The 11586-nt window shown below is 41.2% G+C and carries 10 protein-coding genes; all 10 read right to left on the bottom strand.

The features are described from left to right. Positions 1-70: 70 nt before the first annotated feature. Positions 71-697: an AAA family ATPase gene (locus tag ACJMMI_RS03655; RefSeq protein WP_405353662.1), complete on the bottom strand. Its 627-nt coding sequence runs from the start codon at positions 695-697 to the stop codon at positions 71-73. A 17-nt stretch (positions 698-714) separates the two neighbouring features. Beyond that, the gene (locus tag ACJMMI_RS03650; RefSeq protein WP_405353661.1) at positions 715-1974 is read right to left on the bottom strand and encodes a Zn-dependent hydrolase; all 1260 of its coding nucleotides are present in this window, start codon (positions 1972-1974) and stop codon (positions 715-717) included. Between the two features lie 33 nt (positions 1975-2007). Beyond that, positions 2008-3507: an NAD-dependent dihydropyrimidine dehydrogenase subunit PreA gene (preA, locus tag ACJMMI_RS03645; protein WP_405353659.1), complete on the bottom strand. Its 1500-nt coding sequence runs from the start codon at positions 3505-3507 to the stop codon at positions 2008-2010. Positions 3508-3528: 21 nt separating this feature from the next. Beyond that, positions 3529-4932, bottom strand: coding sequence for a dihydropyrimidinase (gene hydA, locus ACJMMI_RS03640; protein ID WP_405353664.1), 1404 nt, complete (start codon positions 4930-4932; stop codon positions 3529-3531). A 26-nt stretch (positions 4933-4958) separates the two neighbouring features. Continuing rightward, positions 4959-6095: an ABC transporter substrate-binding protein gene (locus tag ACJMMI_RS03635; protein ID WP_405353657.1), complete on the bottom strand. Its 1137-nt coding sequence runs from the start codon at positions 6093-6095 to the stop codon at positions 4959-4961. A 66-nt stretch (positions 6096-6161) separates the two neighbouring features. Further along, positions 6162-6998 (bottom strand): ABC transporter permease, encoded by an 837-nt coding sequence (locus tag ACJMMI_RS03630; protein WP_405353655.1) that lies wholly within the window; start codon positions 6996-6998, stop codon positions 6162-6164. Further along, positions 6999-7841, bottom strand: a complete 843-nt coding sequence (locus ACJMMI_RS03625) for an ABC transporter permease (protein ID WP_405353653.1) — start codon at positions 7839-7841, stop codon at positions 6999-7001. It abuts the gene before it with no gap. Beyond that, positions 7838-8641, bottom strand: coding sequence for an ABC transporter ATP-binding protein (locus tag ACJMMI_RS03620; protein ID WP_405353652.1), 804 nt, complete (start codon positions 8639-8641; stop codon positions 7838-7840). Before ACJMMI_RS03620 ends, ACJMMI_RS03625 begins: the two co-directional genes overlap by 4 nt. 90 nt (positions 8642-8731) lie before the next feature. Then, a complete protein-coding gene (locus ACJMMI_RS03615) occupies positions 8732-9883 on the bottom strand; it encodes an iron-containing alcohol dehydrogenase (RefSeq protein WP_405353650.1) in 1152 nt (383 codons plus the stop codon). Between the two features lie 41 nt (positions 9884-9924). Continuing rightward, positions 9925-11250, bottom strand: coding sequence for an aminotransferase class III-fold pyridoxal phosphate-dependent enzyme (locus tag ACJMMI_RS03610; RefSeq protein ID WP_405353648.1), 1326 nt, complete (start codon positions 11248-11250; stop codon positions 9925-9927). Positions 11251-11586: the final 336 nt, after the last annotated feature.

Raw genomic sequence — 11586 nt, 5'->3', positions numbered from 1 at the left:
CGTAAAGATAGCCTGATTTTTCACATAAGGATGCAAGTGTTACTGCCACTTTCCTCACCTCCGCAGATAATTATTCACCAAACTTCTGCTTTACTGCATTTGCAATAATCTCGGCACAAGCCTTTGTTGAAATTCTTGATGTGTTTAAAAACATATCATAATTAAGAGGGTCTTTCCAGTTTTCACCTCTTGTGTAGTACTTGTAGTACGCTGTGCGATACTTGTCTGTACGCTTTTTCATATCCTTTGCTCTCTCGTCCGACACATAAATTCTTGAACGAATTTTTGCCACGCAATCATCATTGTATGCATCAACAAAAACACTGAATACATTTGGTCTGTCCTTGAGGATATAGTCGGCACATTTACCTACAATTATGCAGGACTGTGTGTGTGACAACTCCTTAATGATTTCAGCCTGAATGTTGTATAAATTTAAGTCAGACACAAAAGCTCTTGATTCCGGTCTTAAAACATTTGCAGTCGGCAGCTTTGTCAGCGATTTTATAAGATAATTGCCATGAAGTCGTTCATCAACCTCTACAAACTCACTTTCATCAATTCCGCTTGCCTGTGACGCCATCGTCAGAATCTGTCTTTCATACCACGGAATACCAAGCTTTTCGGACAGCAGGGAGGCAAGCTCTTTGCCTCCGCTGCCAAAGCTGCGGGCTATGGTTATAATGTAATTATCCATAGAAACCTCCGTCTGTTTTAGTCTGCTGCATCACATTTAAGTACAGCATTGAGAAGAACCGAAGCACCCTCTGTGCAAAGCTCTGTTGAAGTAAACTCAGGCTCGCAATGTGAATGACCGTCCTTTGACGGAACAAATACCATTGTTGTAGGAAGCATATATGAAGCAAACTGTGCGTCATGACCGGCACCTGAATTAATCTTCTGGTTAGAGTAGCCAAGCTCGTTTACTGATTCCTGTACAAAATCGACAAGCTGCTTGTCATAATATACAGTATCTCTTGTCCATGCAATCTCGTAACTGGTCTTGCACTTTTCAATCTCCTTAGGCATATTTTCAATAACCGAAACAACCTGCTCAATTACCTTTGGATCTTCGTGGCGAGCGTCAAGCGAAAATTCAACATAATCAGGAATTACTGTGTGAACATCGGGGTGGCAAAGAATTTCACCTGTTGTATATACAAGTTCCGGGTCAAGCTTATCAAGCTCTGTGTGGAGATATTCAAGCAGCTTTGCAGCACCGAAGAGAGCATCGTGACGATATTTCATAGGTGTTGTACCTGCGTGGTCTGCCTGACCGAAAACCTTGATACGGTAGTTTACCATACCGAGTACGCAAGTTACTACGCCAATATCATTTCCGGCAGCTTCAAGGATTGGGCCCTGCTCAATATGAAGCTCAAACATAGCCTTGTAATCCTTAGGATTAAGTCTGTTTGCCTCGTCACCCTTATAGCCTGATGCCTCAAGAGCCATTTCAAATGTCTTTGTTGGGTCAAGGATTGACTTTGAAGCAAGCATATTTTCTTTTTTGAAGTTCTTTGCAATGTCTGCCGGCAGATAATCATAGCAAACAATACCGGAACACATCATTGCCGGCGGATAAAGTGAGCCTTCCTCGTTTGTCCAAATCATAGCTACTAAATCGTGCTTATGAGGAATATTCTCTGCCGCAACAGTTTCGAGCACCTCCATAGCACCCATAACACCGAGGATACCGTCATAGTTACCGCCATTTTTAACCGAGTCGCAATGAGAAGCCATAACGATTGCAGGTAATGTCGGGTCTGAGCCTTTGAGTGTAGCATAAACATTTGCCACATCGTCTGTCTTGATTTCAGCACCGATTGCTTTCATTCTCTTGACAAACTCACCTCTTGCCTGCAAAGCCTCAGGTGACAATGAATATCTTGTAATTCCGCCGTGGCCTGCATCGCCAAACTTGCTGAATGTTGAAATTTTATCCTGCATTCTTTCAATACTACACTTATACATAACACAAAACTCCTTTGTAATTTAGTTTATTACTCAATGCTTAATAGCTGATTTACTAACCTTTTTGCCTGCAGAAATTGCACCCACAGGGCAAACTACCTTGCACAAATGGCAGCCTACACATTTTTTGCCTAAAAGCACAGGCTTGTTTTTATCGTTCATCTTGATAGCCTGATGTCCGCCGTCAAAGCAAGATACATAACATCTGCCACATCCAACACATTTTTCTCTGTCAAAGCTCGGAAAGCATATGTAACTTCTGTCGAGATCATCGGCAGGAATAATATTCTGCTCTGCCTTTCCGAGAAAATCGTTAATAGAAGTAAATCCATGTGCCGACATATATCTTTTTAGTCCGTCAAGCATATCATCTATAATCCTGTAACCGTACTGCATAACCGAGGTTGTAACCTGTACGGTTGAGCAGCCAAGAGAGATAAACTCCGCTGCGTCATACCATGTTTCTATTCCGCCCATACCGCTGATTGGAATATCTTTAAGTCTTTCGTCTGACTTCATTTCATTTATAAATCTGAGTGCAATCGGCTTGACTGCCTTGCCCGAATAACCACCGACCGAGGATTTACCGCTTACATTCGGTGAGGTTGAAAAGCCGTTTAAATCAACATTCATAATGCTTTTTATTGTGTTGATTGCGGCAAGTCCGTCTGCTCCTGCCTCAACCGCCTTTACTGCCGGAGGAATCATTGAAGTGATATTCGGCGTCATTTTTGCAAGAATAGGAAGCTTAGTTCCCTTTCTTACCGCCTGTGTGTAAGAATATACAAGTTCAGGATTGATACCGACATCACTGCCAAGTCCTTCACCCACCATCTGCGGGCAACTAAAGTTGCACTCAATTACATCTGCTCCTGCCTCTTCACAAAGGGAAGCAAGCTTTGTCCACTCCTCTTCATTACTGCCCATAATGGATGCAATAATTACCTTGGTAGGATAATTTTCCTTTAGCTTTCTGAAAAATTCAAGATTTTCTGAAAGCGAATAGGTTGATATTTGTTCGATATTTTTGAAGCCGACAAAAGCTGTATCTTCCTTATCAAGCTCGGCAAATCGTGGTGAAACCTCGTTTGGTGTGAACATTCCGATTGTTTTGAAGGCAACACCTGCCCAGCCCTCATCAAAAGCCTTGGCTACCATTTCGTAGTTACTGCCAACTACTGATGAAGAAAGGAAGAACGGATTTTCACACTTTACTCCGCAAAGCTCGGTGCTTAAATCAATTTTCTTTGGGGCAATCGGTTTTTCCTTAGCCACAAGCTCTGTAATTTTATCAATTCTTACAGGTGCGTCAAATTTTGCTCTGTTGCATTCCTGCATACAGCTGCCGTCTATACAGCTTACACAAGGATTGTCTGCAAGAAGATACCTTGCACCGGCTTTGTTTTCAAAATTAACGGAACGGATAATTTTATCAATTTTAACTCCGTGCTCACAAGCCTTTGCACAAGGAGCGTCTGCACAAAGAAGGCATCTGCTGCTTTCGCTTTTTAAAACTATCTCTCTATATCCCATAATATCAACCACTTTCAAAAACTATTTTGAGGTACTGCGTTTAATATACATTCCGCTGCCCGGTGTGCCTGTAAAGTTACCGTTGTCGTAAACAAGGCTGCCTCTTAAATAGGTCTGTACAGGATAACCGTGGAGCTTTTTACCCTCCCAAATTGTATGGTCACAATCCGAATGCATATTATTAACGCTGATTGTGAAATCCTTATCTTTATCGTAAATTACAATGTCGGCATCCTTACCAACCTCGATTGCACCCTTTGCATCACAGCCAAAGATTTTAGCCGGATTTGTTGAGCAAACCTCAACTGCCCTTTCAAATGTAATCTTACCGCTGTTCGCTGCGTCAAGCATATACGGATAAAGATTTTCAATTCCTGCACAGCCGTTTGGAATTTTTGTAAAGTCGTCCTTGCCCCAATCCTTTTCGTAACTCTGGAATGGGCAATGGTCGGTTGCAACTGTATCAATAAGACCTGCCTTTAGTGCAGTCCACAAAGCATCCTGACTTTCTTTACCCTTCATTGGAGGTGAACATACAAAGTTTCTGCCGTCCTCACGCTTATAAACATCGCAGGTAAATTCAAGGTACTGCGGACAGGTTTCAATGTAAAGCTCGTGTCCCTCAGTCTTTGCTTTAATACACTCCTCAAGTCCCTCCTTGTCTGCCATATGCACAATGTAGAGCGGAGCTTCAAGGTGCTTTGCCCAATGCACTGCTCGTTTGTCTGCCTCTGCCTCAACAAACTCTGGTCTGCTCAGATAATGGTACCATGCACTTGTTTTGCCTTCTTTAAGGAACTGCTCTGTTCTCATATCAATGAGGTCAGGATTTTCGGCGTGGAGATTGATTTTTGCACCAAGCTCCTTTGCTCTCAAAAGAAGTCGTACAAAGGTTGCGTCATCAACCATCATCTTCTCTTTTTTGTAAACGAAGAAACACTTAAAGCTTGTAATACCCTCTTTTACCGCTGTTTCCATTTCATCAAGAATTTCGCCGCCGTTTAAATCTGTGATACAGCAATGGAAAGCGTAGTCAACACAAGCCTCTTTTTCAAGCACAGCCTTTTTGGAATTGATAAGTCCCATAATAGTTTCGCCGCTGTGCTGAACAGGATAATCAAAAACTGTTGTCACACCGCCACACGCTGCTGCACGAGTACCTGAAAGATAGCTGTCGGCTGATACTGTTCCGCCAAATGGCATTGCCAAATGTGTGTGAACATCAATAGCACCCGGCAAAACAAGCTTGCCCTTTGCATCAACAACTTTTGTAGCAGAAACCTCAAGGTCATTTCCGATTGCTGCAATTTTGCCGTCCTTAACAGCTACATCTGCCTTATAGCTGCCTTTTGCGGTAACTATTGTACCGTTTTTAATTAATAAATCCATAATGTTCCTTTCCTTTCTATTTGTGCTGTGCGGCAGTAAAGCTACCGCACAGCCGTTGTTTATTACTTTGTAAAGAGGTCCTTTTTGTAAACAAGGTCAAGACCTGATCTCTGATATACCTGAGCAATCTCAAGAAGATCCATACCGCCTGCATTTGCAGAAGTAAGGTTTGCTACCCATGTTACACCAAAGTCAACCGTACCGTTGTTTACTGCTGTTGTTTCAGAAATATCACCGCCACCCGGTGTAATAGTAACTTTAAGACCAACCTCGTCATAGTAGCCCTTAGCCTGTGCTACATAGTAGCCCATAAACTGAGCCTGTGGCAACCACTTGAGCTGAATTGTTACATCTGTCTTTTCAAGTGTACCAAACTTTCCGTCTGTAGAAGCATTTGCTGCTTCAATGTACTGAGTATCACGAATATCATCAAGTGTGAAGCTTGCAAGCTTTGTTGCTGCCGATGAGTCATCAAGCTGTACATACTGCTTGCAAAGGTCAAGAGTCTGCTGCATTGCCTCTTCGTCCATATTGCCGTAGTCGGTTACTGTGTTGCCCTTTGTATCAGTTGAAACAAGCTTTGCAACCTGCTGAGCCATATAGAGCTGGTGGTCGGAAGATACCGAAGAACCTGCATCAAATACAATCTGAGCTGCCTCCTCAGGATTTTCTACTGCGTATTTCCAGCCCTTCATAGAAGCGTAAACAAATGCTTTGACTGTATTAGGATTATTCTTTGCAAATTCCTTTGTACAGAATATGTTATCCTCGAGCATTGCAACGCCCTCATCGTTCATATCAATAGTGCCTACTGTATCTCCGTACTTGTAGCCGCCGTCATAGTCGTTAATTACAAGACCAAGCTCGTTATAAGTCATTGCAGAAGCAAGTGTAATATCGTCCTGATCAAATCCGTCCATTGTAAAGTCCTGTGAAAGGTAGGTTGTAGGAAGACCGTATTTCTGCAAAAGTGCGAGAATTTCGTATTCATTACCAAGTCCCCAGTTACCGATTTTACCCTCTGCTGCGGCTTTCTTGATAATTTCCTCATTTGTCATTGGTGTGCCTGTTGAAGCCGAGTCAGCTCCGGAGGCTGTTGATGAACTGCTTGAATTTCCACAGCCTGCAAAGGCTGTTGCTGCCATCATTGCTGCAAGTGCGATTGCAAGCATTTTTTTGACATTCATTTTTGTTTTCATTGAAATTCCCCCAATACTTTATTTATGTAAACCGATTAATCGGTAAACAACTGATTACTTAATTGATTATTTAATTCTGCGTTTCTTGAGTACTATTGATTCCACAAGCATAAGCACACCGTACATTAAAAGTCCTATTAAACAAGCAACTACAATGTATGCCCATGCTGTCGGATACTGACCCAACACAATGTTTTCTCGTATTTCTCTGCCAACGCCTACTATGTATTCTGCAAAGTATTCCGATACAACCGCACTGATAATGCTGATTGGAACGCTTACTCTCAATGCTGTGAATACATACGGAACTGAGTTAGGAAGTCTTAGCTTGAAGAAAACTGTACTTTTCTTTGCCGCATATGATGACATAAGGTCGAGTGAGAACGGCTTTAATTCTGTTAAGCCTCTGTATGCGTTTATACTCATACTTGCAATGCACACAATCATTACAACAAGAGTTTTTGCAAACATACTTCTAATGTTAGGGTCACTGCTGATGTCCTTTGTCCAGTTAGTCATAACCGGTGCAAGAGCAACGATTGGAATAGCATTGAATGCACCTACTATTGTAAGACCGCCCTTGCCCCACTTCTGAAAGGTTGCGGCAAATACTGCAATAAGATAGCCGATAATTGAACCAATCAAAAGTCCTGCAACTGCAACTATAATTGTATATAGTGCATTTTGTGCAAAGGTTGGAATATTGTCTAAAATGATGTGACATATTCTTGACGGAAGCGGTAAAGTATTAGTGTCTGTATTGAAAAGCTTATGAAGAATTTGTCCCTGCCACAAGACGATAATCAGAACGCCGAACAATACCGGAAGCAAAATACTGCTGATTGCCTGAGCAGCTCGGTTTTCCTTGAGCTTTTGCCACAGGCTTTTTCTTCTTCTGATCAATTAGACCGCCTCCTTTTTCTTTTTTGTTTTGCGTTCAATACGCTTGAGTGGTGAAACTCCTTTTTCTATCCAGCCCATAAGCGAACAGCTGAGCACACCGATTACTGCACTGAACACTACAATATCCCAGAAAACATATATTGACATTGCGTGTTTAAGTGACTGAGAAAGCATACAACCAAGTCCGCCGTCACCCTGCAAGGTATCTACAAGGATTGAAGCTGTGATTGCCATTGGTGCTGCTATTTTTAATCCTGTAAAGAAATACGGGATACAGGAAGGAATAAGCATCTTAAAATAAACCGTAGATTTTTTTGCTGCGTATGAATACATAAGCTCATATTTTTGCTTTTCTACTGAGTTAAGTCCTGCGAGTGTGTTTGTTGCCACAGGATAGAAGGTAAGGATTGCCGCAATGATGATTCGGCTTGAACCGATGTCGTGAGTCATTGCAAGAATGATTGGTGCCATACCGAGAATAGGAATAAGCTGAATAAGCATAAGGTACGGTGCTGCAATTTTATTGACTGTATTTGAAAGTTTCATCAAAATTGCAAGTCCAAATCCAATCAAAGTACCGATAAAAAATCCCTGTCCCGCTCTTGAAAGAGTTTGTCCTGCATTTACAAGCACAACCTGCAAACAACTCATACCGTTTGCCACAGGCTTTGGGTCAATGAATGAATATGCTATCTGCCAAATATGCGGCATAATGTTCTCCGGAGTACGCTTTGTTGCGGCTACTATAAAGGCAAATATTTCCCATATAACCAATATACCGAGCACCCACACCAGCGTTACCGGAGCCTTGGAGCTTTTAATTTTTTTAATCATCTTCATCATAAGCTACCACCCTCAAAGCTATTTCTTACCTTTGAAACAAGTTCGCCAAAATGAGATGTATCTCTCATATCTATTGTTCGTGGATATGGCAGATCGGCATTTACAACTGCCGACAGTCTGCCGGGATGAGGAGAAAGCACACAAATTCTTGTTGAAAGGAAAACCGCCTCCTGAATATTGTGGGTTACAAATACGATTGTCTTATTTGTTTTTTCCCAGATATTTAAAAGGTCAAGGTGGAGCTTTTCCTTTGTAAACTCATCAAGTGCCGAGAACGGCTCGTCCATTAATAGAATTTCAGGTCTGATGCCAAAGGCTCTTGCAATACCAACTCTCTGCTGCATACCACCTGAAAGCTGTTGTGGATAATGGTCGGCAAACTTTGTAAGTCCTACCATTTCGAGCATTTCGTCTGCTCTGTCGGATCTGTCTTTCTTTGAGTAACCCATAATCTCAAGCGGAAGTTCAATGTTCTTTTTAACTGTTCTCCACTCAAAAAGCACAGGATTCTGAAATACAATTCCGAATTTCTGCATTAATCTGATTTCCTTAGGAGTCATATTACTTACTCTTACATTGCCCGATGTTGGCTCAAGCAAATCGGCAATAGTTCTTAAAAGGGTTGTTTTGCCACAACCTGATGGGCCGAGAAGTGAAATGAATTCTCCCTTGTGAATGTCAAAATCTACATTATCAAGTGCCTTAACATCGTTACCCTGATTATCCTTAAACACCACCGACACATTATTTATAGCGATTTCAACATCATTTTTCATAATTGCTTCGCTGTTCAAATTCATATATCTTACCTCCCGAATAATAAAAAAAGCACAGCAAAGTTGAGTTTTCACTGCGTCTTTGCTGTGCCGGTAATCTTTAGTTTTTATGCGTTAAGCATATAGCTTTTTGTAAATTTCTATGCAATAGTCCTCGGTAACGAGTTTTACTGTATTACCCGGACTTCCGCTTGCTACTGCGTCAATAGCCATCTTAGGTATTCTTGAATAATACTCATCCCTGTCTATGCCGTACTTCTCAAGAGTTGGAATTTCGCATATATCACAAATGCTCTGTAATGAGTCAATGAACTTTTCGGCTGCTGCCGAGTCTGAATCATCACTATCTGCAACACCTGTTACTCTGCCGAGGTTTGCAAATTTTTCATATGCACCCGATACTGCAAAGCTTAAACATTCCTTTAAGAGCATTGCGTTTGACATACCGTGAGGTACATGGAAGAATGCACCAATCGGTCGGCTCATTCCGTGAACAATGGTTACGCTTGAATTATTAATACAAATGCCTGCTTCAAGAGCTGCAATACTCATCTGCTCCCTTGCCTCTGCATTGTCAGGCTCATTATAAGCGATTGGCAAATATTTCATAATTCTCTTTACAGCAGAAACTGCAAGCGTATCTGTCATTGAAAATGCCTTTTTAGAGGTATATGCCTCAACTGCATGTGTCAATGCGTCAAGTCCTGTGGCTGCGGTAACACTCTTTGGTGCATTTGCAGTAAATTTGCTGTCAACAATGGCAAGCTTTGGAATAAGCACATCACCCTTTAAAAGCATTTTAATCTGCTTTTTTGAGTCTGTAATTACTGTAAACTTAGTTGCCTCACTGCCTGTACCTGCGGTGGTAGGAATTGCAACAAGCGGTAAAATTTCGCCTGTAATTTCCTTTCCGCTAAAGTCTGCAATGCTGCCATCATTTACTGCCATAGCTGCGATTGCCTTTGCCGAATCAAGTGGACTGCCACCGCCAATGCCGATAATAAAATCACAGCCTGAAGCTTTTAGCATTTTCACACCGTTATTAATCATTACATCATCAGGCTCACCTGTAATGCCGTTGAAAATAACATATTCTATATCATTTGTATCAAGTAATGTTGTAAGCTCTTGCATCATATGAGAAACTGCAATGTGTCTGCCGGTTACAATAAATGCCTTGCTGCCCATTATCTTTAAAAGCGGTGCTGCCTCATCAAGAACGCCGTTGCCTACAATTATATGATTTGGAACTACAAAATGTGACATTTTAATATCTCCTGCTTTTCAAATTTTTAAATATTATAGTATCAAAGCAATTCGTTGTCAACATAAGTAAGAACTTCATCCATCTTTACCATTTCTTCTCTGATCTGTTCCTCAGTAATGATAAGCGGTGGGTTTACAAAGAGCATATTTTCGTGTGAATAGGTCATAAACTTTTTCTTCTTGAGCATTCCTACAAGACTGCCCATAATGCCCTTTTCGTCCTTGCCGTACGGAACTAACGGTTCTTTTGTTTTCTTGTCCTTTACAAGCTCAATAGCTGAGAACAAGCCGATATATCTTACATCACCAACGCAAGGATGCTTCTCTTTCATTTCTTCAAGAATTTCACCGAGCACCTTGCCGACCTTGTTTACATTATCAAGAATTTTAGCTTCGCTGTAGTAGTTTACACAAGCAACACCGGCTGCACAAGCAAGTGGATGACCGCTGTATGTAAGGCCACAGGAAAGAAGATGATCGTCAAAGTAATCTGCAATTTTCTGAGATACCGCAACACCACCGAGTGGAACATAACCACAGGTAACGCCCTTTGCAAAGGTTACAATATCAGGAACCACATCGAAGTTCTGGAATGCGAACATCTTACCTGTTCTGCACCAGCCTGCCATAACCTCATCGCAAATCATCAGGATACCAAACTCATCACAAATCTTTCTTACACCCGGTAAGTAACCCTTAGGAGGAATGATTACACCGTTTGAACCTGTAATTGTTTCCATAACGATTGCGGCAACGCTGTCAGGGCCTTCGTAAATAATCTGCTCTCTTAATTTTGTAAGGTAATACTTTGTAGCAGCTTCTTCAGACTCAAACTCAATAGCCTCTCTGTAAACATATGGGTCAAAAAATTTTACAAAGCCCGGAATACCCGGCTCAAGCGGATATCTTCTCGGTTCACCTGTAAGATTACCTGCACCGAATGAAGAACCATGGTAGCTTCTGTAGCGGCTGAATACTTTGTTTCTGCCTGTAAACATTCTTGCAATCTTAACTGCATTCTCGTTTGCATCTGCACCGGCATTTGTAAAGAATACTTTGCCAAAGCTGTCCGGAAGAAGATTGATAATCATTTCTGCGAGTGTTGACTTTGCTTCTGTTGCATATGAAGGGCCAACAAAACAGAACTTATCAACCTGCTCTTTGATTGCATCGCCAATAGCTTTGTTACCGTAGCCTAAGTTAAGGTTTACAAGCTGTGACGACATATCTGTATATCTGTTTCCGTCAAAATCGTAAAAGTAAATTCCCTCTGCCTTAGCAACCGGAATCGGGTTTAAATTACCCTGCTTGCTCCATGACTGAAGCACATATTTTTTATGGTTTTCAACGATTTTCTCTGGTGTCATAATTATCATCCTTTCAAATCATACCCTATCAAATCACAAATGGGACTTCGTGTTTAACGAAGCCCCATTGCTTTGAAATCTCTTTTGTTTATGCCATTATTATACCACGATATTTTATTAGTGCAACTCTTTTATGCACAAATTTCTTTGTGCTGTAGCACAATGTTTGAAAATATCACCCCTGAAAATAGCGTTGTAAACTGTCATATCCTATATAAATTTATAAAGCCTTAACAACTTGTGCATAATATGACTGTTCATAAACAATATTTAGCAATAGTTGCAAGGTGTATCAGGGTGTATATATAAACTTTTCTATAAGGCAAAAAATTGATA

Source organism: Ruminococcus sp. (genome assembly GCF_045129435.1).
Classification (GTDB): domain Bacteria; phylum Bacillota; class Clostridia; order Oscillospirales; family Acutalibacteraceae; genus Ruminococcoides.
This window is presented reverse-complemented; position numbering and strand designations above follow the sequence as displayed.

What these genes read in the sequence shown, in the direction of transcription:
- ACJMMI_RS03655 (WP_405353662.1), bottom strand. Translation starts at nt 697, where the DNA reads ATGGATAATTACATTATAACCATAGCCCGCAGCTTTGGCAGCGGAGGC.
- ACJMMI_RS03650 (WP_405353661.1), bottom strand. Translation starts at nt 1,974, where the DNA reads ATGTATAAGTGTAGTATTGAAAGAATGCAGGATAAAATTTCAACATTC.
- preA (WP_405353659.1), bottom strand. Translation starts at nt 3,507, where the DNA reads ATGGGATATAGAGAGATAGTTTTAAAAAGCGAAAGCAGCAGATGCCTT.
- ACJMMI_RS03635 (WP_405353657.1), bottom strand. Translation starts at nt 6,095, where the DNA reads ATGAAAACAAAAATGAATGTCAAAAAAATGCTTGCAATCGCACTTGCA.
- ACJMMI_RS03625 (WP_405353653.1), bottom strand. Translation starts at nt 7,841, where the DNA reads ATGATGAAGATGATTAAAAAAATTAAAAGCTCCAAGGCTCCGGTAACG.
- ACJMMI_RS03620 (WP_405353652.1), bottom strand. Translation starts at nt 8,641, where the DNA reads ATGAATTTGAACAGCGAAGCAATTATGAAAAATGATGTTGAAATCGCT.
- ACJMMI_RS03615 (WP_405353650.1), bottom strand. Translation starts at nt 9,883, where the DNA reads ATGTCACATTTTGTAGTTCCAAATCATATAATTGTAGGCAACGGCGTT.
- ACJMMI_RS03610 (WP_405353648.1), bottom strand. Translation starts at nt 11,250, where the DNA reads ATGACACCAGAGAAAATCGTTGAAAACCATAAAAAATATGTGCTTCAG.